The 24,187-nt window shown below is 63.8% G+C and carries 23 protein-coding genes, 2 tRNA genes and 1 other RNA gene; 21 read left to right on the top strand and 5 right to left on the bottom strand.

The features are described from left to right. The first annotated feature begins 128 nt into the window (after window positions 1-128). On the top strand, window positions 129-1,517 hold the full coding sequence (locus ACZ5R1_RS20735; protein WP_042138404.1) for an MFS transporter: 1,389 nt from the start codon (window positions 129-131) through the stop codon (window positions 1,515-1,517). A gap of 25 nt (window positions 1,518-1,542) precedes the next feature. Further along, the gene (gene ssb, locus ACZ5R1_RS20730; RefSeq protein ID WP_027601359.1) at window positions 1,543-2,103 is read left to right on the top strand and encodes a single-stranded DNA-binding protein; all 561 of its coding nucleotides are present in this window, start codon (window positions 1,543-1,545) and stop codon (window positions 2,101-2,103) included. Window positions 2,104-2,148: 45 nt separating this feature from the next. Here ssb and ssrA read toward each other — a convergent pair. Both ssrA and smpB read right to left on the bottom strand, forming a co-directional pair. Beyond that, window positions 2,149-2,501: a transfer-messenger RNA gene (ssrA, locus tag ACZ5R1_RS20725) on the bottom strand. 81 nt (window positions 2,502-2,582) lie between these two features. Continuing rightward, a complete protein-coding gene (gene smpB / locus ACZ5R1_RS20720; protein WP_007162671.1) occupies window positions 2,583-3,059 on the bottom strand; it encodes an SsrA-binding protein SmpB in 477 nt (158 codons plus the stop codon). A gap of 172 nt (window positions 3,060-3,231) precedes the next feature. Between smpB and ACZ5R1_RS20715 the strand changes: the two genes are divergently transcribed. Next, window positions 3,232-3,666: a type II toxin-antitoxin system RatA family toxin gene (locus ACZ5R1_RS20715; RefSeq protein WP_027599125.1), complete on the top strand. Its 435-nt coding sequence runs from the start codon at window positions 3,232-3,234 to the stop codon at window positions 3,664-3,666. Beyond that, window positions 3,659-3,964, top strand: coding sequence for an RnfH family protein (locus tag ACZ5R1_RS20710; RefSeq protein WP_197852414.1), 306 nt, complete (start codon window positions 3,659-3,661; stop codon window positions 3,962-3,964). The genes ACZ5R1_RS20715 and ACZ5R1_RS20710 overlap by 8 nt, the downstream gene beginning before the upstream one ends. Before the next feature lie 7 nt (window positions 3,965-3,971). Here ACZ5R1_RS20710 and ACZ5R1_RS20705 read toward each other — a convergent pair whose 3' ends face one another. Continuing rightward, entirely contained in the window at window positions 3,972-4,508 is a 537-nt protein-coding gene (locus ACZ5R1_RS20705) for an outer membrane protein assembly factor BamE (RefSeq protein ID WP_027599123.1), read from the bottom strand. A 94-nt stretch (window positions 4,509-4,602) separates the two neighbouring features. On the opposite strand from ACZ5R1_RS20705, the gene fur reads away from it, so the two are divergent. Continuing rightward, on the top strand, window positions 4,603-5,007 hold the full coding sequence (gene fur, locus ACZ5R1_RS20700) for a ferric iron uptake transcriptional regulator (protein ID WP_007162667.1): 405 nt from the start codon (window positions 4,603-4,605) through the stop codon (window positions 5,005-5,007). A 63-nt stretch (window positions 5,008-5,070) separates the two neighbouring features. Here the strand turns inward: fur and recN are convergent, their stop codons facing one another. After that, complete coding sequence (gene recN, locus ACZ5R1_RS20695) at window positions 5,071-6,738, bottom strand: DNA repair protein RecN (RefSeq protein ID WP_464712655.1); 1,668 nt, start codon at window positions 6,736-6,738, stop codon at window positions 5,071-5,073. 166 nt (window positions 6,739-6,904) lie between these two features. Here recN and grpE point away from each other — a divergent pair, with 166 nt between their 5' ends. The 9 genes from grpE to ACZ5R1_RS20650 all read left to right on the top strand — a co-directional run bounded on the left by grpE (window position 6,905) and on the right by ACZ5R1_RS20650 (window position 17,734). Beyond that, a complete protein-coding gene (gene grpE, locus ACZ5R1_RS20690) occupies window positions 6,905-7,468 on the top strand; it encodes a nucleotide exchange factor GrpE (protein WP_007162665.1) in 564 nt (187 codons plus the stop codon). A gap of 93 nt (window positions 7,469-7,561) precedes the next feature. Next, complete coding sequence (gene dnaK / locus ACZ5R1_RS20685) at window positions 7,562-9,490, top strand: molecular chaperone DnaK (protein ID WP_007162664.1); 1,929 nt, start codon at window positions 7,562-7,564, stop codon at window positions 9,488-9,490. A gap of 112 nt (window positions 9,491-9,602) precedes the next feature. Beyond that, window positions 9,603-10,736, top strand: a complete 1,134-nt coding sequence (dnaJ, locus tag ACZ5R1_RS20680; protein WP_007162663.1) for a molecular chaperone DnaJ — start codon at window positions 9,603-9,605, stop codon at window positions 10,734-10,736. 54 nt (window positions 10,737-10,790) lie between these two features. Continuing rightward, window positions 10,791-11,597, top strand: coding sequence for a 4-hydroxy-tetrahydrodipicolinate reductase (dapB, locus tag ACZ5R1_RS20675; RefSeq protein ID WP_007162662.1), 807 nt, complete (start codon window positions 10,791-10,793; stop codon window positions 11,595-11,597). A 176-nt stretch (window positions 11,598-11,773) separates the two neighbouring features. Then, the gene (carA, locus tag ACZ5R1_RS20670; protein ID WP_027599122.1) at window positions 11,774-12,910 is read left to right on the top strand and encodes a glutamine-hydrolyzing carbamoyl-phosphate synthase small subunit; all 1,137 of its coding nucleotides are present in this window, start codon (window positions 11,774-11,776) and stop codon (window positions 12,908-12,910) included. Between the two features lie 21 nt (window positions 12,911-12,931). Next, window positions 12,932-13,588, top strand: a complete 657-nt coding sequence (gene leuE, locus ACZ5R1_RS20665; RefSeq protein WP_108582853.1) for a leucine efflux protein LeuE — start codon at window positions 12,932-12,934, stop codon at window positions 13,586-13,588. 21 nt (window positions 13,589-13,609) lie between these two features. Continuing rightward, window positions 13,610-16,831 carry a carbamoyl-phosphate synthase large subunit gene (carB, locus tag ACZ5R1_RS20660; RefSeq protein ID WP_027599121.1) on the top strand — a complete coding sequence of 1,074 codons (3,222 nt, stop codon included), beginning with the start codon at window positions 13,610-13,612 and terminating at the stop codon, window positions 16,829-16,831. Next, window positions 16,828-17,304 carry a transcription elongation factor GreA gene (greA, locus tag ACZ5R1_RS20655; protein WP_007162658.1) on the top strand — a complete coding sequence of 159 codons (477 nt, stop codon included), beginning with the start codon at window positions 16,828-16,830 and terminating at the stop codon, window positions 17,302-17,304. Before carB ends, greA begins: the two co-directional genes overlap by 4 nt. Next, window positions 17,282-17,734 (top strand): hypothetical protein, encoded by a 453-nt coding sequence (locus ACZ5R1_RS20650; RefSeq protein WP_464712654.1) that lies wholly within the window; start codon window positions 17,282-17,284, stop codon window positions 17,732-17,734. The genes greA and ACZ5R1_RS20650 overlap by 23 nt, the downstream gene beginning before the upstream one ends. Here the strand turns inward: ACZ5R1_RS20650 and yhbY are convergent. After that, window positions 17,722-18,033, bottom strand: coding sequence for a ribosome assembly RNA-binding protein YhbY (gene yhbY / locus ACZ5R1_RS20645; protein ID WP_017640628.1), 312 nt, complete (start codon window positions 18,031-18,033; stop codon window positions 17,722-17,724). The two genes, ACZ5R1_RS20650 and yhbY, sit on opposite strands and share 13 nt — an antisense overlap. Before the next feature lie 548 nt (window positions 18,034-18,581). Between yhbY and ftsH the strand changes: the two genes are divergently transcribed. From ftsH to ACZ5R1_RS20610, 7 genes are all read left to right on the top strand, one after another. After that, entirely contained in the window at window positions 18,582-20,498 is a 1,917-nt protein-coding gene (gene ftsH / locus ACZ5R1_RS20640) for an ATP-dependent zinc metalloprotease FtsH (RefSeq protein WP_027599119.1), read from the top strand. 7 nt (window positions 20,499-20,505) lie between these two features. After that, window positions 20,506-21,369, top strand: coding sequence for a dihydropteroate synthase (folP, locus tag ACZ5R1_RS20635; protein WP_027601366.1), 864 nt, complete (start codon window positions 20,506-20,508; stop codon window positions 21,367-21,369). Further along, a complete protein-coding gene (gene glmM, locus ACZ5R1_RS20630; RefSeq protein WP_464712653.1) occupies window positions 21,369-22,706 on the top strand; it encodes a phosphoglucosamine mutase in 1,338 nt (445 codons plus the stop codon). Before folP ends, glmM begins: the two co-directional genes overlap by 1 nt. Before the next feature lie 66 nt (window positions 22,707-22,772). Then, window positions 22,773-23,531 (top strand): triose-phosphate isomerase, encoded by a 759-nt coding sequence (tpiA, locus tag ACZ5R1_RS20625; protein WP_027599117.1) that lies wholly within the window; start codon window positions 22,773-22,775, stop codon window positions 23,529-23,531. After that, window positions 23,531-23,911 (top strand): preprotein translocase subunit SecG, encoded by a 381-nt coding sequence (gene secG / locus ACZ5R1_RS20620; RefSeq protein WP_027601368.1) that lies wholly within the window; start codon window positions 23,531-23,533, stop codon window positions 23,909-23,911. The genes tpiA and secG overlap by 1 nt, the downstream gene beginning before the upstream one ends. A 16-nt stretch (window positions 23,912-23,927) precedes the next feature. Further along, window positions 23,928-24,013 (top strand) — tRNA-Leu (locus tag ACZ5R1_RS20615). 85 nt (window positions 24,014-24,098) lie between these two features. Continuing rightward, window positions 24,099-24,175, top strand: a tRNA-Met gene (locus ACZ5R1_RS20610). Window positions 24,176-24,187 lie beyond the last annotated feature (12 nt).

Below are 24,187 nucleotides of genomic sequence, written 5' to 3'. Positions count from 1 at the left end.
CTGGCGGTCGGGAACGTTCGGACGAGCGCTCGGCTATCTTCACCGCTTCCTCCCTAAATGGTCATTGTCACGACTGTTTTAAAGCTGTGTGGCGACGTAAAAGCCTGTCGCCGACGAGAGGATTATCAATGCTCGACAAGCGCAGTGAAGCCATGAACGGCGTCGAACGCCGTGCCGCCTTCGGGCTGGCCCTGGTCTTCGCCTTTCGTATGCTCGGTATGTTCATGGTGCTCCCGGTCCTGGCGACCTATGGTCAGGAGTTGGCGGATGCCACCCCGGCGCTGATCGGCCTCGCCATAGGTGCCTATGGTTTGACCCAGGCGGTCCTGCAAATTCCCCTGGGGACGCTGTCCGATCGCATCGGTCGACGCCCCATCATCATTGGTGGACTGCTGGTCTTCGCCCTTGGTGCCGCCATTGCCGCCAATGCCCACTCGATCTGGGGCGTCATCGCCGGGCGTGTCGTCCAGGGTGGCGGCGCCATTTCGGCGGCCATCATGGCGCTGTTGTCGGATCAGACCCGCGAGCAGCATCGCACCAAGGCCATGGCCACGATCGGCATGAGCATCGGCGTGTCCTTTGCCGTGGCGATGGTGGCCGGCCCCTTGCTGACCCGTGCCTATGGTCTCGCCGGGCTGTTCTGGGCCACCTGCGGACTGGCACTGGTCGGTTTGCTGATCGTGCTGTTTCTGGTGCCGCACCAGGCTTCGCCCTTCGCCCATCGGGAGTCGAACCTGGCGCGCCAGGCGCTGGGCGCGACCCTGCGCAATCGCGACCTGCTGCGGCTGGACTTCGGCATCCTGGCGCTGCACGCCGTGCTAATGGCCAGTTTCGTCGTCCTGCCACTGGCCCTGGCCGAACATGCCGGGCTGCCCAAGGAAGAGCACTGGTGGGTCTATCTCACCGCGCTGGTGGTCGGCTTCTTCGCCATGGTCCCCTTCATCATCTATGGTGAAAAGAAGCGGCGCATGAAGCGCGTGCTGGTGGGCGCCATCAGTGTGCTGGTGCTGTGCGAGCTGTACTTCTTCTTTTTCAGCAACAGCCTGGTGGCCCTGGTCATCGGCATCGTGGTGTTCTTTACCGCCTTCAACCTGCTGGAGGCCTCGCTGCCGTCGCTGGTGAGCAAGGTGGCCCCGGCCGGTGGCAAGGGCACCGCCATGGGGATCTATTCCACCAGTCAGTTCCTTGGTTCCGCGTTGGGCGGTATCCTCGGGGGCTGGTTGTTCCAGCATGGTGGCCTGTCCACCGTCTTCCTGGGTTGTGCGGCGCTTTGCCTGGGATGGGCGGTGGTAGCTGGTACGATGCGGGAACCGCCCTATGTCACCAGTCTGCGTTTGCCGGTTACGCCCGCGCTAGTCAACGACCAGGGATTGGTCGGACGCCTGTTGGCCCTGGCCGGAGTGACCGATGCGGTAGTGGTGGCGGAAGAGCAGGCCGTCTACATCAAGATCGATACTAAAATCGTCGATCGGGCGCAATTGGAGCGACTGGTTAGTCAAACACCGGTCGCCGCTTGATCGACAGCCTCATCAGGAGATTCATATGGCCCGTGGCGTCAATAAAGTCATCCTCGTCGGCAATGCCGGCGCCGATCCCGAAACCCGTTACATGCCCAACGGCAATGCGGTGACCAACGTCACCCTGGCCACCAGCGAAAGCTGGAAGGACAAGCAGACCGGTCAGCAGCAGGACCGCACCGAATGGCACCGCGTGGTGTTCTTCGGTCGTCTCGCCGAGATCGCCGGCGAGTACATCCGCAAGGGCTCCCAGGTCTATGTCGAGGGCACTCTGCGTACCCGCAAATGGCAGGGCCAGGACGGTCAGGATCGCTACACCACCGAAATCGTGGTCGACATCAACGGCAACATGCAGTTGCTGGGTGGCCGTGGTGGCAATGCCGGTGGCAGCGACGAATACAACCAGAGCGCGCCTGCGCCCCAGCAGCAGCGTGCCCCCCGTCCGCAGCAGTCGGCCCCGCAGTATGACAACGGTGGCAATGGCGGCAGCGGCAACAGCCGTCCCCAGCAGCAGCCGCAGTCCCGTCCGCAGCAGCAGCCGGCTCAGCAGGACTACGACAGCTTCGACGACGACATCCCGTTCTAAACGACGGGCAAAGAAAAAGGGCAGCCAGTGGCTGCCCTTTCTTTTTGGTGGAGGCGGGGGGATTTGAACCCCCGTCCGCCAGCTCTCCGCTATCGGTTCTACATGCTTAGCCCTGTCTACTGAGTTAACCCATTGCGGCCCGACGGGCAGGGTGCTTTGGGCGAGCTGTATAAGTTTTAGCCGTTACGTCTACAGCGAACTTGGCGGCGATCCTGTTCTATCTGACAGTCGTTTCGGGTTTACAGGCATCCCCTAGCGACTGCTAGCCGCATTAAGCAGCTAGAGCGTAGTTGTCGTCGTTGGCAACTATAAGTTTGCAGCAGCGAATTTACGAGTTCTGCTACCAGCTCGGCATGCCCCTCAAGTTTCGTTACCGGCGTCGAATCCTAATCGCCCCCAAAACTTGCTGGTCGTTCACTATAGGAATTCCGGCCGTCCGACGCAAGTCATTGCTGACGAAACGTTTTTCGGCCGCTTGGCTATTTGGCGTCCTTGCGGATGGCGCGCTGGATCTCGCGGTCGGAATCGCGCTCGCGCTCGGTCGCGCGCTTGTCGAATTCCTTCTTGCCCTTGGCCAGCGCGATCTCGCACTTGACCAGGTGCTTCTTCCAGTAGAGCGACAGGGCGACGCAGGCGTAGCCCTTCTGCTGCACGGCGCCAAACAGCTTGCCCAGCTCGCGCTTGTTGAGCAGCAACTTGCGGGTGCGGGTCGGGTCGGCGATGACATGGGTGCTGGCGGTCTGCAGCGGGGTGATATGGCTGCCCAGCAGCCAGGCTTCGCCGTCCTTGAGCAGCACATAGCTGTCAGTCAGCTGCGCCTTGCCGGCTCTCAGGCTCTTGACCTCCCAGCCTGCCAGGGAAACACCCGCCTCGAAGCGGGTGTCGACGAAGTATTCGTGAAGCGCCTTTTTGTTCTGCGCGATGCTGCCGGGGGAGACTTTCTTTTGCTTGGCCATGATTCCAGGGTACAGCGAGTCAGGGGAAATGTCGCCACGCGCTTGAGCGGGTATGAGCAAACACGGACAATACCGCGGTTCTGGACTGCGGCAGGCTGGTGCGGGAGTAAAATGCGTGCGCCGCCCTCAAATTCAAGGTCCGACACCGATTTCGCTATTCTACGAGGTTCCGATGAGCACGCACATCCAACGTTCGGCGTTGCTGCCCTATCCTGCTTCAGCACTCTATGCGCTGGTTAATGACGTGGACCGTTATCCGGAGTTCCTGCCGTGGTGCTCGTCCGCCCAGATCCTGGAGCAGGACGAAGGCCTGATGCGCGCCGGTCTCACCGTGGCCAAGGGTGGTCTCAGCCAGCAGTTCACGACCCGCAATACCCTGGTGCCGGACGAGTCCATCACCATGGATCTGGAAAAGGGTCCTTTCAAGCAGCTGCACGGCGTCTGGACGTTCAAGGCGCTGGGCGACAAGGCCTGCAAGATTTCCCTGGATCTGTCCTTCGAATACGACAGCGCCATCGTCCGCGCGACCCTGGGCCCGTTGTTCAATCAGGCAGCCAATACCATGGTGGATGCCTTCTGCCAGCGTGCTCGAGCCCTCTATGGCTGAGTGTCTCGCCATCGAGGTGGCGCTGGCGTTGCCGGAGCGGCAATGGCTGTTGAATCTGCAGCTCGAAGAGGGCGCCACGGTCGAGCAGGCGGTGCGGGCGTCGGGGCTGCTCGAGCAGTTGCCACCCGAACAGCGCGAAGCCTTTCGGGTCGGCATCTTTGGCAAGCTGGTAGCCAAGCCGAACGAGCGCAGGCTGATGGCGGGTGACCGGGTGGAGATCTATCGCCCGCTGCTTGCGGACCCCAAGGAAAGTCGCAAGCGGCGCGCGGAAAAGGCCAAGTCCAGGACTGGCCTCTAGCCAGGGATCACTGACCGTCGGTGCGGATGCGATCGGGAGTCGGCACGGCGGCCGGACGGGCGCTGTCGATCTCTTTCTGGATGTTGTCTTCGGTCGAGCCGGGTACGGCTGGCGTTTCCGGTACGGCAGCGGGTGCCGAGGGTTGCGCCGGGGCGGTGGGATCCACGGTGGTGCCGCTGTCGGTACCCATGATCTGCTGTTCGCGGCTGGTGCCGGGCATGAAGTCGCCGGCCAGGCCGCTCAGTTGATTGTCGCCGTTGAACACCAGGCTGACACGCTCCTGCTTCCGCTGACCGCCGGCGGCTTGCAGGCTGTACAGATAGTCCCAGCGATTGGGATGGAAGGTGTCTTGGATCAGCGGCGAACCCATGATAAACCGGACTTGTTGTCGGGTCATTCCGGGGCGCAACTGGTCTATCATGTCCTGGGTGACGACGTTGCCCTGTTGGATGTCGATCTTGTAAACCCCCGGCAGAGAGCAGCCGGCGAGCATGGCTAGGCCCATCAGAGAGAGCCCGGTCAGCGTTTGCTTGAGGTTTTGCATCGGTGGGAGACTTCCACTATCTTGCTGGGCAACGAAGCACCGATCATACCCGTATTCCCGAGGGCTGCGAAAGCACTCGGCACCGAGAAAGAGCATGGTAGAGAACAACGAACTCCGCAAAGCGGGTCTGAAAGTGACCCTGCCGCGCGTCAAGATATTGCAGATGCTGGACACCACCGAGCAGCGCCACATGAGCGCCGAAGACGTTTACAAGGCGCTCATGGAAGCGGGCGAGGACGTGGGGCTGGCAACGGTCTATCGGGTCCTCACCCAGTTCGAAGCGGCCGGTCTGGTGGTGCGCCACAATTTCGACGGCGGCCATGCCGTGTTCGAGTTGGCCGACACCGGCCACCATGATCACATGGTGGATGTGGATACCGGCGAAGTCATCGAGTTCACCGATGCCTCGATCGAAAAGCGTCAGCGCGAGATCGTCGAAGAGCATGGTTTCGAACTGGTCGATCACAACCTGGTGCTGTACATCCGCCAGCGCAAGTGAAGACCCGGACATGAAAAAGGCGACCTTCGAGTCGCCTTTTTCATGTCCGGTGGCTGCCTGCGTCTAGCGGCTCACCACCAGCTTGCGAGCGTGGGCCAGGGATTCACGGGTCAGGTCGACACCACCCAGCATGCGCGCCACCTCTTCCACGCGCCGTGCGCGGTCGAGCTTGGCCACCGCGGTACGCGTCTCGTCGGTGCCGCGCTCCTTGTGCACGAACAGGTGCTGATGACCCTGGGCCGCCACCTGGGGCAGGTGGGTCACCGTCAGCACCTGGCCCCGCTCGCCCAGTTGCCGCAGCAGCTGGCCGACCACCTCGGCGGTGGGGCCACCGATACCCACGTCCACCTCGTCGAACACCAGGGTGGGTGTGCGCGAGGTCTGGGCGGTGATGACCTGGATGGCCAGGCTGATACGCGACAGTTCACCACCGGAGGCGACCTTGGCCAGCGGGCGCAGGGGCTGGCCCGGGTTGGCGCTGACGCGGAATTCGACGCCCTCGTTGCCCAGCGGCTGGGGTTCGCCGGTACTGCCTGGCGTGAGGGTGATGCTGAAGCGGCCACCCGGCATACCCAAGCGCTGCATCTCGGTCTCGACCGCGGCCGCGAGCTCCGGCGCCCGTTGCTCGCGCAGACGACTCAGTTCGCCGGCCTTCTCCTGGTAGTGGCGCTCGAAGGCCGTCAGTTCTTCCTGCAGGCGCTCCAGGGCGACGTCGTCGGCGTCCAGGGATTGCAATTCGTTGCGCAGCTGTTCGTGCAGCTCCAGCAGGGCCTCGGGCTGGACCCGGTGCTTGCGGGCAAGGCTGTAGACACTGTCCAGGCGCTCCTGCACCGCCTGCTGGCGCTCCGGGTCGGCTTCGAAATGATCGACGAAGCGATTGAGTTCGTTCATCGCCTCCTCGATCTGGATCTGGGCGGAGGCGAGCAGGTTGCTGGCCTCCTGGATCTGCGCCGGCGGGCGGTCGAAGGCGGTCAGGCGCGCCACGCTGGCATTGAGCGCCGACAGGGCATTGCCCTGCTCGTTTTCGGTACAGAGGTCCAGGGCCTGGCGGCAGGCCAGCAGGATGTGCTCGGCACTCGCCAGATCGCTCTGCTCCTGTTCCAGGGCCTGCAACTCGCCCTCGGCCAGGGCGAGGTTGTCGAGTTCTTCGAGCTGGTAGCTGAGCAGCTGATGGCGGGCGCGTTGCTCGTCGCCGTTGCGGGTCAGGCGTTCCAGGGTCTGGCGCACCTGGCGCCAGCGCTGGGCCGCGAGCTGCACCTGGCGGACCAGCTCGCCCGCGCCGGCGTATTCGTCCAGCAGGCGGCGATGGGTGTCGAGGCCGAGCAGTGACTGGTGCTCGTGCTGGCTGTGGATATCGATCAGCAGTCCGCCGAGGGTCTTGAGATCGGCCAGCGGGCAGGGCGAGCCATTGATATAGCCGCGCGAGCGCCCTTCGCGGGTAATGACGCGGCGCAGCAGGCAGGGGCCGTCCTGCTCCAGGTCGCGCTCGGCGAGCCACTGGCGCGCTTCGGGGATATCGGTGGTGTCGAAGCTGGCCAGGACATCGGCCTTGTCGGCGCCGGGTCTGACCGCATCACTGTCGGCGCGATCGCCCAGGGTGAGGCCGAGGGCGTCCAGCATGATGGACTTGCCGGCGCCGGTTTCACCGGTGATCACGGTCATGCCGCGCTCGAGGTCGAGGTCGAGGTGTTCGACGATGGCGTAATTGCGGACGGACAGATGCACCAGCATGCGACGATCTCCGAAGGCGGTTTTCTGGTTGTTTATACAGTGCCTCTCGGGCACTGGCAATCCATACAGCTCTTGAAGCGCCGGCCGGCGGCCCCATATAGGCGCCATCGATCAAGGCGATGTCCATTAGAGGGCGCGCCCACCGGCAATATCACAGGAGGACTCCATGGCCGACGAACAGAACTCCCAGACCCCCGAGCACGAAGCCGCCCAGGGCGACGTCCAGCACGAGGATCTCGCCGCCCGCGTCGCCACGCTCGAAGAGCAGCTCGCCGCGGCCCAGGACCAGTCGCTGCGCAGCGTCGCCGAACTGCAGAACGTGCGTCGTCGCGCCGAGCAGGATGTGGAGAAGGCGCATAAGTTCGCCCTGGAAAAATTCGCTGGCGACCTGCTGCCGGTGCTCGACAGCCTGGAGCGTGGCCTGGAGCTGTCCAACGCCACCGACGAGACCCTCAAGCCCATGCGTGAAGGCATGGAGCTGACCCTGAAGATGCTGCAGGACACCCTCAAGCGCTATCAGGTCGAGGCCGTCGATCCCCACGGCGCGCCCTTCAATCCGGAACACCACCAGGCCATGGCCATGGAGGAGAGCGCCACCGCCGAGCCGGGCAGCGTCCTCAAGGTGTTTCAAAAGGGCTATCTGCTCAATGGTCGCCTGCTGCGGCCGGCGATGGTGGTCGTCAGCAAGGCACCTGCAGCGCAGCAGCCGAGCATCGACGAAAAGGCTTGAAATTCTTTCGCTCGGCCCCATCTGGTAGGCAAGCGAACATCAAAGGCCCCCTGAGCGGGCCGCGCGGAATCTGAGATTTCTGGAGAAGACTACATGGGCAAGATCATCGGTATCGACCTGGGGACCACCAACTCCTGCGTCGCGATCCTCGAAAACGGCAACGTCAAGGTACTGGAAAACGCCGAAGGCACCCGTACCACGCCGTCCATCATCGCCTACACCAACGACGGCGAGACCCTGGTTGGCCAGCCAGCCAAGCGCCAGGCGGTGACCAATCCGCAGAACACCCTGTACGCGGTCAAGCGTCTGATCGGCCGGCGTTATGAAGAAAACGTCGTGCAGAAAGACATCCAGATGGTCCCCTACAAGATCGTCAAGGCGGACAACGGTGACGCCTGGGTCGAGGCCAAGGGCCAGAAGATGGCGCCGCCGCAGGTGTCTGCCGAAGTCCTGAAGAAGATGAAGAAGACCGCCGAGGACTACCTGGGCGAAGCCGTGACCGAAGCGGTCATCACCGTCCCGGCCTACTTCAACGACAGCCAGCGCCAGGCCACCAAGGATGCCGGTCGCATCGCCGGTCTGGACGTCAAGCGCATCATCAACGAGCCCACCGCGGCTGCCCTGGCCTATGGCCTGGACAAGGCCAAGGGCGACCATACCGTGATCGTCTATGACCTGGGCGGCGGTACCTTCGACGTCTCGGTCATCGAGATCGCCGAGGTCGACGGTGAGCATCAGTTCGAGGTGCTGGCCACCAATGGCGACACCTTCCTGGGCGGCGAAGACTTCGACATCCGCCTGATCGACTACCTCGTCGAGGAATTCAAGAAAGAAAGCGGCATGAACCTCAAGGGTGACCCGCTGGCCATGCAGCGCCTGAAGGAAGCTGCGGAAAAAGCCAAGATCGAGCTGTCCTCGGCTACCCAGACCGACGTCAACCTGCCCTACATCACCGCCGATGCCAGCGGTCCCAAGCACCTGAACGTCAAGGTCTCCCGCGCCAAGCTGGAGTCCCTGGTGGAAGAGCTGGTCGAGCGCACCATCGAGCCCTGCCGCACGGCGTTGAAGGACTCCGGTCTGGACGTCTCCGACATCCACGAGGTCATCCTGGTGGGCGGTCAGACCCGCATGCCGCTGGTGCAGAAGCGCGTGGCCGACTTCTTCGGCAAGGAAGCGCGCAAGGACGTCAACCCGGACGAAGCCGTCGCCATCGGTGCCGCCATCCAGGGCGCCGTGCTGGCAGGTGACGTCAAGGACGTGCTGCTGCTGGACGTCACCCCGCTGACCCTGGGCATCGAGACCATGGGTGGCGTGATGACCGCGCTGATCGAGAAGAACACCACCATCCCGACCAAGAAGTCGCAGGTGTTCTCCACCGCCGACGACAACCAGGGCGCCGTGACCATCCACGTGCTGCAGGGCGAGCGCAAGCAGGCCGCGCAGAACAAGTCGCTGGGCAAGTTCGACCTGGCCGAGATCCCGCCGGCGCCGCGTGGCGTACCGCAGATCGAGGTGACCTTCGACATCGACGCCAACGGTATCCTCAACGTGTCCGCCAAGGACAAGGCTACCGGCAAGCAGCAGTCCATCGTTATCAAGGCGTCCTCCGGTCTGTCCGAGGAAGAGATTCAGCAGATGGTGCGTGACGCCGAGGCCAATGCCGACGAGGATCGCAAGTTCGAAGAGCTGGCCGCGGCCCGCAACCAGGGTGATGCCCTGGTGCACGGTACCCGCAAGATGCTGACCGAGGCGGGCGACAAGGCTACCGCGGAAGAGAAGAGCACCATCGAGAAGGCCATTGGCGAACTGGAAACCGCCGTACGCGGTGACGACAAGGACGCCATCGAAGCCAAGATGAATGCCCTGTCCCAGGCCTCCGCGCCGCTGGCCCAGAAGCTCTATTCCGAGCAGGGCGCTGGCGCCGGTGCCGAAGGCGCATCGGCCAAGGCGGACGGTGATGCCAAGAAGCCCGGCGACGACGTGGTCGATGCCGAGTTCGAGGAAGTGAAGGACAACAAGTAAGCCCCGTGCTTACCGCACCTGGCGGGCTTCGGCCCGTCGGATCCGCCACGCGGGAGCCTGCTCCCGCGTTGGCGTGTCTGGAGGGTGAGAAAATTTAAGGTGCAGAAAGTCTATGGCCAAACGTGATTACTATGAGGTGCTCGGGGTCGAGCGCGGCGCCAGCGAAGCCGAGCTCAAGAAGGCCTACCGACGCCTGGCGATGAAATACCACCCGGATCGCAATCCGGGGGACGCGGCTGCCGAAGAGCAGTTCAAGGAGGCCGCCGAGGCCTACGAAGTGCTGTCCGATGCGGGCAAGCGCTCGGCCTACGACCAGTACGGCCATGCTGGCGTCGATCCGAGCATGGGCGGCGGCGGTTTCGGTGGCGCGGCGGGTGGCGCGAGCTTCTCCGACATCTTCGGCGACGTCTTCAGCGACTTCTTCGGTGGGCGCGGTGGCGCCGGTGGACGCGGCGGCCCGCAGCGCGGTGCCGACCTGCGCTACACCCTGGACCTGGATCTGGAAGAGGCGGTGCGTGGGACCACGGTCACCATTCGCGTGCCCACCCTGGTCGAGTGCAAGGTCTGCGATGGCAATGGCGCCAAGCCGGGTACCTCGGCGTCCACCTGCCCCACCTGCGGTGGCATCGGCCAAGTGCGCATGCAGCAGGGCTTCTTCTCGGTCCAGCAGACCTGCCCGCGCTGCCACGGCAGCGGCAAGATCATTCCCGAGCCCTGCAACGCCTGTCATGGTCAGGGGCGCGTGGAAGAGCAGAAGACCCTGTCGGTCAAGGTGCCCGCGGGCGTCGACACCGGCGACCGCATCCGCCTGACCGGCGAAGGCGAGGCTGGAACCTTGGGTGGCCCCAGCGGCGACCTCTATGTCGTGGTCAATGTGCGCGAGCACTCGATCTTCCAGCGCGACGGCAAGCACCTCTATTGCGAGGTGCCGATCAACTTCACCGACGCCGCCCTGGGTGGCGAACTGGAAGTGCCGACCCTGGATGGCCGCGTCAAGCTGAAGATTCCCGAGGGCACCCAGACCGGCAAGATGTTCCGCCTGCGCGGCAAGGGCGTGACGCCTGTGCGCGGTGGCGGCGCCGGCGACCTGATGTGCAAGGTGGTGGTGGAGACTCCGGTCAACCTGAGCCGGCGCCAGCGCGAGCTGCTCGAGGAGTTCCGTAACACCCTGCAGAGCGACAGCTCCCATTCGCCCCGGGCCAGTGGCTGGTTCGACGGCATGAAGCGCTTCTTCGACGACCTCTAAACCGGCAGGGGCGCCGTCGCGAGGCGGCGCCCGGCCAGCAGCCTGGAGCTGATGATGCGACGTATAGCTGTAATGGGCGCCGCGGGGCGCATGGGCAAGACCCTGATCGAAGCGGTCCAGCAGACCCAGGGCGCTGCCGGTCTCACCGCCGCGGTGGATCGCCCGGAAAGCAGTCTGGTAGGTGCCGACGCCGGCGAACTCGCCGGTATCGGCCGTAACGGAGTGATGCTGTCGGGCGATCTGGCGCGGGTGCTGGATGATTTCGATGTGCTCATCGACTTCACCCATCCCAACGTGACCCTGCAGAATCTGGCGCTCTGCCGCAAGGCCAGGAAGGCCATGGTGATCGGCACCACCGGCTTCACCGCCGAGCAGAAGCTGACCCTGCTGGAAGCGAGCAAGGAAATTCCCATCGTCTTCGCCGCCAACTTCAGCGTCGGCGTCAATCTCTGCCTCAAGCTGCTCGACACCGCCGCCCGCGTGCTGGGTGACGAGGTCGACATCGAGATCATCGAGGCGCACCACAGGCACAAGGTCGATGCGCCTTCGGGGACCGCCCTGCGCATGGGCGAGGTCGTTGCCCAGGCGCTGGGTCGTGACCTTGAAGAAGTGGCCGTCTATGGCCGCGAGGGCCAGACCGGTGCCCGCGACCGCCAGACCATCGGCTTCGCCACCGTACGCGCTGGCGACGTGGTGGGCGATCACACGGTGCTGTTCGCCAGCGAAGGCGAGCGGGTCGAGATCACCCACAAGGCCTCCAGCCGCATGACCTTCGCCAAGGGCGCGGTGCGCGCGGCCCTCTGGCTCAAGGACAAACAGCCGGCGCTATATGACATGCAGGACGTGCTGGAGTTGCGCTGATCCCCTTGCGGGGGTGCCAGCCGTGATCAATTCGTGTACAATGCAGCTTTAGTGTATCCACTAAAAGCTAGCGCAGAATGAAATCACAACATTAAAACGGGATGACTCTTCGAGATGTCATCCCGTTTTTTTGCACCCTGCGTTTGCCCGCCAAGGCTTGATTTTCGGAGGTCTTCTTGACTAAGCCAGCCATACTCGCACTTGCCGATGGCAGCATCTTTCGCGGTGAATCCATCGGTGCCGACGGCCACACGGTCGGCGAAGTGGTGTTCAACACCGCCATGACCGGCTACCAGGAAATCCTGACCGATCCTTCCTATGCGAAGCAGATCGTCACCCTGACCTATCCGCACATCGGCAACACCGGCACCACGCCGCAGGATGGCGAGGCCGCCCAGGTGTGGGCCGCCGGGCTGATCATCCGCGACCTGCCGCTGCTGGCCAGCAACTGGCGCAACAAGCAGTCGCTGCCGGACTATCTCAAGGAGAACGGCACCATCGCCATCGCCGGTATCGACACGCGTCGACTGACCCGCATCCTCCGCGAGAAGGGCGCTCAGGATGGCTGCATCCTTACCGGCGAAGACGCCACCGAGGAGCGCGCCCTGGAACTGGCCCGCGCCTTCCCCGGCCTCAAGGGCATGGACCTGGCCAAGGAAGTCAGCGTCAAGGAGCGCTACGAGTGGCGCTCCGGCGTCTGGTCGCTGGAAACCGACAGCCACGCCGAGATCCCGGCCGAGCAGCTGCCCTATCACGTGGTGGCCTTCGACTATGGCGTCAAGCTGAACATCCTGCGCATGCTGGTGGCCCGCGGCTGCCGCATTACCGTGCTGCCGGCCCAGACCCCGGCCAGCGAAGCCCTGGCGCTGCAACCCGATGGCATCTTCCTAGCCAATGGCCCGGGCGATCCCGAACCTTGCGACTACGCCATCAAGGCGATCCAGGACGTCCTCGAAACCGAGATTCCGGTGTTCGGCATCTGCCTGGGCCACCAGTTGCTGGCCCTGGCTTCCGGCGCCAAGACGGTGAAGATGCCCAACGGTCACCACGGCGCCAACCATCCGGTGCAGGATCTCGACAGCGGCGTAGTGATGATCACCAGCCAGAACCACGGTTTCGCCGTGGACGAGGCCAGCCTGCCGGCCAATGTGCGGGCCACCCACAAGTCGCTGTTCGATGGCACCCTGCAGGGCATCGAGCGTACCGACAAGGTCGCCTTCAGCTTCCAGGGTCACCCCGAGGCGAGCCCTGGCCCGCACGACGTGGCGCCGCTGTTCGACAAGTTCATCCAGGCCATGGCGGCACGCCGCTAAGACGGGAGGAGGGTAGCGCTCATGCTGGCGAATCTGGGTGTCATCGACTTCTGGACCTATGTGGTCGGGACCCTGTTCGTCATCCTGTTGCCCGGCCCCAATTCCTTCTTCGTGCTGGCCACCAGTGCCCAGCGCGGCATTCGCAGCGGTTACCAGGCGGCCTCGGCCGTGTTCCTCGGTGACGCCGTGCTGATGCTGCTCTCGGCGCTGGGCGTCGCCTCGCTGCTCAAGGCCGAACCGCTGTTCTTCCAGATCCTCAAGTATCTGGGCGCGGCGTACCTGTTCTACCTCGGCTGGGGCATGTTGCGCGGCGGACTCAAGTCCTGGCGCAGCCCGGCCCAGGGCCAGGCCGAGGCGACCCTGCGCGAAGACGTCCACCAGCCGTTCCGCAAGGCGCTGCTGCTGAGCCTGTCGAACCCGAAGGCGATCCTGTTCTTCGTTTCCTTCTTCATCCAGTTCGTGGACCCCGGTTATGCCCATCCGGCGCTGTCCTTCCTGGTGCTGGGCGCGGTACTGGAAGCGATCAGCTTCTGCTACCTGTCGTTCCTGATTTTCTGCGGCGTTCACCTGGCGGCTTGGTTCCGTCAGCGGCGTCGCCTCAGCGCGGGCGCCACCGGTGGCGTCGGCGCCCTGTTCGTGGGGTTCGGTGTGAAGCTGGCCACCGCAACCCTGACCTGATTACCTGCATTCGAGAAGCCCATGCCTAAGCGTACAGACATCAAGAGCATCCTGATCCTCGGGGCCGGCCCCATCGTCATCGGCCAGGCCTGCGAGTTCGACTATTCCGGCGCCCAGGCCTGCAAGGCCCTGCGCGAGGAAGGCTTCCGCGTCATCCTGGTGAACTCCAATCCGGCCACCATCATGACCGACCCGTCGATGGCCGACGCCACCTACATCGAGCCGATCAAGTGGGCCACCGTGGCCAAGATCATCGAGAAGGAGCGCCCCGACGCCCTGCTGCCGACCATGGGCGGCCAGACCGCGCTTAACTGCGCCCTGGATCTGGAGCGGCATGGCGTGCTGGCGAAATTCGGTGTCGAGATGATCGGCGCCAACGCCGACACCATCGACAAGGCCGAGGATCGTTCGCGCTTCGACAAGGCCATGAAGGACATTGGCCTCGCCTGCCCGGTCTCGGGTATCGCCCACAGCATGGAAGAAGCCTACGGCGTGCTGGAGAAGGTCGGCTTCCCCTGCATCATCCGGCCGAGCTTCACCATGGGCGGCACCGGTGGCGGCATCGCCTACAACCGCGAGGAATTCGAGGAAATCTGCACCCGTGGTCTGGATCTGTCGCCGACCAACGAACTGCTGATCGACGAATCCCTGATCGGCTGGAAGGAATACGAGATGGAGGTGGTCCGCGACAAGAAGGACAACTGCATCATCGTCTGCTCCATCGAGAACTTCGATCCCATGGGCGTGCACACCGGTGACTCCATCACCGTGGCTCCGGCCCAGACGCTGACCGACAAGGAATACCAGATCATGCGCAACGCCTCCCTGGCGGTGCTGCGCGAGATCGGGGTCGAGACCGGCGGCTCCAACGTCCAGTTCGGCATCTGCCCCAACACCGGGCGCATGGTAGTGATCGAGATGAACCCGCGGGTATCGCGTTCCTCGGCACTGGCCTCCAAGGCCACCGGCTTCCCCATCGCCAAGATCGCCGCCAAGCTGGCGGTCGGCTATACCCTGGACGAGCTGCAGAACGACATCACCGGCGGTCGTACCCCGGCGTCCTTCGAGCCGGCCATCGACTACGTGGTCACCAAGATCCCGCGCTTCGCCTTCGAGAAATTCCCCAAGGCCGATGCCCGTCTGACCACCCAGATGAAATCCGTGGGCGAGGTCATGTCCATCGGCCGTACCTTCCAGGAATCCCTGCAGAAAGCCCTGCGTGGCCTGGAAGTCGGCGTGGTCGGCTTCGATCCCAAGCTGGATCCGGCCGATCCCGAAGCCGACGGCACCCTCAAGCGCGAGCTGACCGTGCCGGGCGCCGATCGCATCTGGTACATCGGCGACGCCTTCCGCCAGGGCTACAGCCTGGACAAGGTCTTCGAGCTGACCCGCATCGATCCCTGGTTCCTGGTGCAGATCGAAGACCTGATCAAGGACGAGGAGCGCATCAAGACCCTGGGTCTGGCCGACCTCGACTACGACCTGATGCGCAAGCTCAAGCGCAAGGGCTTCTCCGATGCGCGCCTGGCCAAGCTGCTCGGCGTCACCGAGAAGAACCTGCGGGCCCATCGCCACAAGCTCAAGGTGCTGCCGGTGTACAAGCGGGTGGACACCTGCGCCGCCGAATTCGCCACCGATACCGCCTACCTCTACTCCACCTACGAGGAAGAGTGCGAGGCCAAGCCCAGCGGTCGCGACAAGATCATGATCCTCGGCGGCGGTCCCAACCGCATCGGCCAGGGCATCGAGTTCGACTACTGCTGCGTGCACGCGGCCCTGGCCATGCGTGAAGATGGCTACGAGACCATCATGGTCAACTGCAACCCGGAAACCGTCTCCACCGACTACGACACCTCCGACCGCCTGTTCTTCGAGCCGGTGACCCTGGAAGACGTGCTGGAGATCGTCCGCGTCGAGCAGCCCAAGGGCGTCATCGTCCAGTACGGCGGCCAGACCCCGCTCAAGCTCTGCCGTGCCCTGGAAGAGGCCGGTGTGCCCATCATCGGCACCAGCCCCGACGCCATCGACCGCGCCGAAGACCGCGAACGCTTCCAGCAGATGGTGCAGCGCCTGAACCTGCGTCAGCCGGCCAACGCCACCGCGCGCAGCGAAGACGAGGCCCTGGCCCTGTCCAAGAACATCGGCTATCCGATGGTGGTCCGTCCCTCCTACGTGCTGGGCGGCCGGGCGATGGAGATCGTCTACCAGGAAGAAGAACTCAAGCGCTACATGCGCGAAGCGGTGAAGGTGTCCAACGACAGCCCCGTGCTGCTCGACCACTTCCTCAACTGCGCCATCGAGGTGGACGTGGATGCGGTGTGCGACGGCCAGACCGTGGTGATCGGCGCCATCATGCAGCACATCGAACAGGCCGGCGTGCACTCCGGTGACTCCGCCTGCTCGCTGCCGCCCTATTCGCTGCCCAAGCACATCCAGGACGAGATCCGCGAGCAGGTCAAGAAGATGGCCCTGGAGCTCGGCGTGATCGGTCTGATGAACGTGCAGATGGCCGTGCAGGGCGAAGACATCTACGTCATCGAGGTCAACCCGCGCGCCTCCCGTACCGTGCCCTTCGTCTCCAAGTGCATCGGCGAGTCCCTGGCCAAGGTGGCCGCCCGGGTCATGGCCGGCAAGACCCTGGCCGAAGTCGGCTTCACCCAGGAGATCATTCCGCCGTTCTTCAGCGTCAAGGAAGCGGTCTTCCCCTTCAACAAGTTCCCCGGCGTCGACCCCATTCTCGGCCCGGAGATGAAGTCCACCGGCGAGGTAATGGGCGTTGGCGACAGCTTCGGCGAAGCCTTCGCCAAGGCCCAGCTGGGTGCCAACGAGATCCTGCCGAACTCCGGCTGCGCCTTCATCAGCGTGCGTGACGACGACAAGCCCGAAGCCGTGCAGGTCGCTCGCGATCTGGTCGGCCTCGGCTTCGAGGTCGTCGCCACCGCCGGTACCGCGCGGGTGATCGAGGCGGCCGGTCTGCCGGTGCGTCGCGTGAACAAGGTGACCGAAGGCCGTCCCCATGTGGTCGACATGATCAAGAACGACGAGGTCACCCTGATCATCAACACCACCGAAGGCCGGCAGTCCATCGCCGATTCCTACTCGATCCGCCGCAACGCGCTGCAGCACAAGCTGTGCTGCACCACCACCATTGCCGGCGGCCAGGCCATTTGCGAAGCTTTGAAATTCGGCGCCGAGAAGACCGTGCGCCGGCTGCAAGATCTGCATGCAGGAGTTAAGGCATGACCAAGTACCCCATGACCGTCCAGGGCGCCCGTGCCCTGGAAGACGAGCTCAAGCACCTCAAGACCGAGCTGCGCCCGCAGATCACCCAGGCCATCGCCGAAGCGCGTGAGCTGGGTGACCTCAAGGAGAACGCCGAGTACCACGCCGCCCGCGAACAGCAGGGCATGGTCGAGGCGCGGATCCGCGATATCGAAGGGCGCCTGCAGAATGCTCAGGTGATCGATGTGACCGCCCTGCCGCACACCGGCAAGGTGATCTTCGGTACCACCGTGGAGATCGCCAACACCGAGACCGACGAGACCGTGACCTACCAGATCGTCGGTGACGACGAAGCGGACATCAAGCAGGGCAAGCTGTCGGTGGGTTCGCCCATCGCCCGCGCCCTGATCGGCAAGGAAGAAGGGGACGTGGTGCTGGTGAAGACCCCGGGTGGCGATGTCGAATACGAAATTGTCGCCGTCCGTCACGTCTGATCGTCGCGCCGGAGGCTGGCTCGCCAGGCTGCTCGCTGCAGCCTGGCAGCTGGCCCAGGTGTTCTGGGTCGGCCCGCTGGTCGCCCTGCACCTGTGCATCCCCGTGGCGCTCGCCCAGGCGGGCTGGGCACCGCTGCTGATCCAGTCCGGGCGTGAAGAGTTGCTGCGCATGATGCTCAGCGCCGCAGGCGGTGGGGTCTTTGCCCAGATCGTGGTGCTGGTGTGGTGGGCCGGCGTGGGCGCCCTGTGGCGCGATCTGCGCGGCCAGCTGCTGCTGGCCAGTGCGCTGGCCGTCGTGCTGCAGAACGAACTGGCGCGCTTCTGGACTGGGCCGACCGCCCTGGCCGGCTACCTGGTCCTGCTGCTCTGCGGTCTGATCCTGGTGCTGCAGCCCGTTCCCGGGCGTGCGCCGGACAGTCAGACGGTATAGCGCACCACGTTGGAGAGATTGCGATTCTGCTCGCGCGCCTTGCGGTAGATCAGCGCCATCTTGCCGATGACCTGCACCAGCTCCGCCTTGCTCGACGCGCACAGTTCGTCGATCAGGGCCCGGCGGTCTTCCCGCTCCGTGACGGCCAGCTTGATCTTGATCAGCTCGTGATCGTTGAGCGCACGGTCGAGCTCGCCCAGCACGCCTTCGCTCAGGCCGTTCTCGCTGATGGTGACCACCGGCTTGAGTTGATGACCGATCGCCTTGAACCGCTTTTTAAGCTCGTTGTTGAGCGCCATAATTCACCCCGGATAAAAGCCGGACAGTTTATCCCAGCTGCCACGTGCCGCCCAGCGATACGCGAAAACTTACCAGCGCGCCAGGCTTGCCCGCGCGCCCGGCAACGCCTGCCTGGTCGGCTCAAGGAACACCGCGACGGGCCTCCGGTCAAGTCGGTGCGCCAGGAAGACCTCGTCGCGAGCATCGAAGGGCCTTGTTATTTTTCATGGGGCCCCCATATGAGCGAGCTGAGTGCGACGGATCGATCCAGGGGCCTGCGGGACGAAGATGGCATGAGTCCTTCGAACAGGGCTCTGGCGCCGCCGTCCGCGTCGCGGGACCAGATCGCGCCAGCAATATCTATTGGGTCGCGGTTTTAGGGGCAATTGAGAGAATTGATGGCCGCAACGTCTGCCTTGCCCTAGAGTCAAAGGCAGAAGACTCATATAGCGTTACAGACGATGTCTGCCGTGGGCCAGGCTTTGTGTAGTAACTTACCGGTCACTGCCGGTTTCGCTTCGAACGGTTTACCCACGAAACCGGCGCAGAGGGTAGTCAATTGAACGACATGGCAAAGAATCTGATCCTGTGGCTGATCATCGCCGCGGTGCTCGTCACCGTGATGAACAACTTCTCCAGCCCCAACGAACCCCAGACGCTCAACTACTCCGACTTCATCCAGCAGGTGAAGGACGGGCAGATCGAGAGCGTGACCGTGGATGGCTATGTCATCACCGGCAAGCATCGTGATGGCGATCCCTTCAAGACCATCCGTCCGGCGATCCAGGACAATGGCCTGATCGGCGACCTGGTCAACAACAGCGTCACCATCACCGGCAAGCAGCCCGAGCAGCAGAGCATCTGGACTCAGTTGCTGGTGGCCAGCTTCCCGATCCTGGTGATCATCGCCGTCTTCATGTTTTTCATGCGCCAGATGCAGGGAGGCGCCGGCGGTCGCGGCGGTCCCATGAGCTTTGGCAAGAGCAAGGCGCGACTGCTGTCGGAAGACCAGGTCAAGACCACCTTCGCCGATGTCGCCGGTTGCGACGAAGCCAAGGAAGAAGTCACCGAGCTGGTCGAATTCCTCCGTGATCCAGGCAAGTTCCAACGCCTGGGTGGTCGTATTCCCCGTGGCGTGCTGATGGTCGGCTCGCCGGGTACCGGCAAGACGCTGCTGGCCAAGGCCGTGGCCGGTGAGGCCAAGGTGCCGTTCTTCACCATTTCCGGTTCGGACTTCGTCGAAATGTTCGTCGGTGTCGGCGCCAGCCGTGTCCGTGACATGTTCGACCAGGCCAAGAAGCACGCGCCCTGCATCATCTTCATCGACGAGATCGATGCGGTCGGTCGCCACCGTGGCAACGGCATGGGCGGTGGTCACGACGAGCGCGAGCAGACCCTGAACCAGCTGCTGGTCGAGATGGATGGCTTCGAGATGAACGATGGCATCATCGTCATCGCTGCCACCAACCGTCCTGATGTGCTCGACCCGGCCCTGCTGCGTCCCGGCCGCTTCGATCGCCAGGTGGTGGTCGGTCTCCCGGACATCCGCGGTCGCGAACAGATCCTCAAGGTGCACATGCGCAAGGTGCCGGTCGGCGAGCGCGTGGACGCCGGCGTCATCGCCCGCGGTACCCCGGGTTTCTCCGGTGCCGATCTGGCCAACCTGGTCAACGAGGCTTCGCTGTTCGCCGCCCGTGCCAACAAGCGCATCGTCGATATGCGCGAGTTCGAGCTGGCCAAGGACAAGATCATGATGGGCGCTGAGCGCAAGACCATGGTCATGTCCGAGAAGGAGAAGCGCAACACCGCCTACCACGAAGCGGGTCACGCCATCGTCGGTCGCCTGGTGCCCGAACACGATCCGGTCTACAAGGTCTCCATCATTCCTCGTGGTCGCGCACTGGGCGTAACCATGTTCCTCCCCGAGGAGGACCGCTACAGCCTGTCCAAGCGTGCGCTGGAAAGCCAGATCTGCTCGCTGTTCGGCGGCCGTATCGCCGAGGAAATGACCCTGGGCTTCGAGGGGGTGACCACCGGTGCCTCCAACGACATCATGCGCGCGACCTCCCTGGCGCGGAACATGGTCACCAAGTGGGGCCTGTCCGAGAAACTCGGCCCGCTGCTGTATGGCGAGGAAGAGAACGAAGGCTATCTGGGTCGTTCGGGTGGTGGCGGCGCCGGCAACATGTCGGGCGAGACCGCCAAGCAGATCGACCTGGAAATTCGCCGGATCATCGACGACTGCTATGGCACGGCCAAGCGTCTGCTGGACGAGAACCGCGACAAGCTCGAACTCATGGCCGATGCCCTGATGAAGTACGAGACCATCGACTCCGATCAGATCGACGACATCATGGCCGGCAAGGTCCCGCGTGAGCCGCGTGATTGGCATGACCGTGGCGGTCCTACCGGTGACGCTCCGGCGCCGCAGAGTGGTAGCGATCGTCCGGAAACCCCCATCGGTGGTCCGGCCGGAGAACACTGAAACACCCATGTTCAATCCGCTGCCTTCGACCCGATTGCCTTGCGGCAATCGGGTTCTTGTTTTTGACGCGCCCAAAGTCATGGGCATCCTCAACGTCACTCCCGACTCCTTTTCCGATGGTGGTCGCTATACGGCGGTCGAGAGCGCCCTGCGCCATGCCGAGGGAATGGTGTCGGCGGGTGCGGCCATCATCGATGTCGGGGGCGAGTCCACGCGCCCGGGGGCGCCCGCGGTATCCGAAGCGGAAGAGCTCGATCGGGTAGTGCCGGTGATCGAGGCGATCGCCCGCGAGCTCGATGTCGTGATTTCCATGGATACCTCCACGCCCGCGGTCATGCGCGAAGGCGCCAGGGCGGGTGCCGGTCTGATCAATGACGTGCGCTCGCTGCGTCGGCCCGGTGCCCTCGAGACGGCGGCCGCGACCGACCTGGCGATCTGCCTGATGCACATGCGCGGCGAGCCCGGCACCATGCAGCAGGCGCCCGTCTATGCCGATGTCGCAGGCGAGGTAGGCGCCTTTCTCGCCGAGCAGGTGGCCCGCTGCGAAGCGGTCGGCATCTCCCGTCAGCGGCTGGTGCTGGATCCAGGCTATGGCTTCGCCAAGACCCTCGAGCACAACCTCGAACTGTTCAGGCGACAGGCCGAGTTGCTCGCGTTTGGGCTACCCTTGCTGGTGGGTGTCTCGCGCAAGAGCATGATCGGCGCGGTCACCGGGCGGCCTGTGGAAGGTCGTCTGGCGGGCGGTCTGGCCCTTGCGGCCCTGGCACTGGTAAAGGGCGCGCAGATCCTCAGGGTCCATGATGTGGCGGAAACGGTGGACGTGGTGAAGATGATCACCGCAGTCGAAGGCTTCAGGCAGGAACAGAACTGATGGCAAGAAAGTATTTTGGAACCGATGGCATTCGCGGCAAGGTCGGGACGTATCCCATTACCCCGGATTTCATGCTCAAGCTGGGCTGGGCGGCCGGTATCGCCTTTCGCAGCCGCGGTGGTTGCCGGGTCCTGGTCGGCAAGGACACCCGCAACTCGGGCTACATGTTCGAATCGGCACTGGAAGCCGGGCTGTCCGCCGCCGGCGCCGACGTCATGCTGCTCGGTCCCATGCCCACGCCAGGGATCGCCTACCTGACGCGGACCTTCCAGGCCAGCGCCGGCATCGTTATCAGTGCGTCGCACAATCCCTACTACGACAATGGCATCAAGTTCTTTTCCGGCGCCGGCACCAAGCTGCCCGATGAACTCGAGACCATGATCGAGGAACTGCTCGATACGCCCATGACCGTGGTCGACTCGGCGCGTATCGGCAAGGTCTCGCGCATCAATGATGCCGCCGGGCGCTACATCGAGTTCTGCAAGAGCAGTGTGCCTACCGGGACCAGCTTCGCCGGCATGAAGATCGTGCTGGATTGCGCCAATGGCGCTACCTACAAGATCGCGCCCAGCGTCTTCCGCGAACTGGGGGCGGACGTCAGCGTGCTGGGCGTGCAGCCGGACGGACTCAACATCAACAAGGATTGCGGCTCCACTCACCTGGAAGGGCTGCAGCAGGCAGTGCTCGACCAGCATGCCGACATTGGCATCGCCTTCGATGGCGACGGCGACCGGGTGCTGATGGTGGATCACACCGGGGCGGCGGTCGATGGCGACGAGCTGCTCTATCTGATCGCTCGCGACCTCAAGCGCTGCGGCCGCCTCGAGGGTGGGGTGGTGGGCACCCTGATGAGCAATCTCGGACTCGAGCTGGGCCTGGCCGAGCTGGATATTCCCTTCGTGCGCGCCAAAGTCGGGGATCGCTATGTGATGGCCGAACTACTGGAGCGCAACTGGGTGCTGGGCGGCGAGAATTCCGGGCACGTGGTCTGCTGCCAGTACACCACCACCGGAGACGCCACCATCGCCGCGCTGCAGGTGCTGATCGCCCTGCGCAATGCCGGCCAGACCCTGGCCCAGGCGCGCATGGCGCTGCGCAAGTGCCCGCAGGTGCTGATCAACGTGAGATTCGGTGGCGGCCAGGATCCCCTGGAGCATCCACGGGTCAAGCAGGCCAGTGCCGAGGTGACCGAGAAGATGGCCGGCAGGGGGCGGGTGCTGCTGCGCAAGTCCGGGACCGAGCCGCTGTTGCGGGTCATGGTCGAGGGCGAGAACGAACGAGAGGTGCGGGCCCATGCGGAAGCCCTCGCTCAGTTGATAACCGAGGTATGTGCTTGATTTGCTTGCATGCCTGTTTTCGATTGAGTAACATCTGCGCCCACTTCGCTCCCTGAGGTAAAACGCATGCGTCGTTCCCTGGTTGCCGGTAACTGGAAAATGCATGGCTCGCTGCAAGGCGTGTCGGCGCTGGTCGCAGGCTTGAAAGGGTTGGATGGCGCAGCGGGTGTCGATGTCGTGGTGATTCCGACATTGGTGCATCTGCCAGGGGTGGCTGAAGCGTTGGCGGAAACGTCGCTGATGGTGGGAGCCCAGACCTGTGCTCCCGTCGCGGGCGAGAAGGCTCTGACTGGCGAGGTGTCCTCGACCCAGTTGGCAGAATTCGGTTGCCGCTACGTACTGGTGGGGCACTCCGAGCGACGTGCGCTGCTGGGCGAGGATGATGTGGTGGTGGCGAAGAAATTTGCGGCCATTCAGGAGGGCGGGATGATTCCCGTGCTCTGCGTCGGTGAAACCCGTGAAGAGCGGGAGGCCGAGCGCACTCTGGACGTGGTGGGTGGCCAGCTGAAGGCGGTCATCGATGCGGTTGGAGTGGCAGCGTTCGCCAATGCCGTCGTGGCCTACGAGCCGGTCTGGGCGATAGGTACGGGGCTCACGGCGACGCCGGAGCAGGCGCAAGAGGTTCATGCGGCGATTCGCGCCCTGGTGCGCGAGGCCGATGCTGGGGTCGCTGAAGGCCTTCAGTTGTTGTATGGCGGCAGTGTCAAGGCCGCCAACGCTGCCGAATTGTTCGGCATGCCGGATATCGATGGGGGGCTGGTAGGTGGAGCCTCCCTGAATGCTGAAGAGTTCAGTGCGATTTGCCGCGCTGCAGGACGTGGATAATGTTGGAAACTGCAGTTGTCGTGATCCACTTGCTGATGGCGCTTGGCCTGATCGTGCTGGTATTGATGCAGCAGGGCAAGGGTGCCGAAGCCGGTGCATCCTTTGGTGCGGGCGCCTCGGGTACCGTATTCGGTAGCCAAGGTTCTGCTACCTTTCTGAGTCGCTTTACTGCTATACTAGCCGCGGTTTTTTTCGCGACTAGCCTGGGTCTGGCGTACTTCGCCAAGAACCATGCGCTGAGTCTGCGCGAAGTGGGTCTGCCCACTCAGCCGGTCCAGCAGGCTCCTCAGCCGAAGCAGGATGGTAACGATGTTCCCCTGAGTCAGCCTAGCGCTGCCCAGGGTGGTACTTCCGGGGACGTGCCCCAGGAGTCCAAGTAGGTTTCAAAGGTTTCATGCCGAAGTGGTGGAATTGGTAGACACGCTATCTTGAGGGGGTAGTGGCCACAGGCTGTATGGGTTCGAGTCCCATCTTCGGCACCAAATAGCAAAGACGTCCTGCAGGACGCGGCGAGAGAGTAGGTTGACTCCTAGAGTTCAGTTGAATATAATCTCGCTCCAGCTTTGACGCGGGGTGGAGCAGTCTGGTAGCTCGTCGGGCTCATAACCCGAAGGTCGTTGGTTCAAATCCAGCCCCCGCAACCAGTTTTTTAAAGC

Source organism: Pseudomonas sp. Pso3 (genome assembly GCF_055393275.1).
This window is presented reverse-complemented; position numbering and strand designations above follow the sequence as displayed.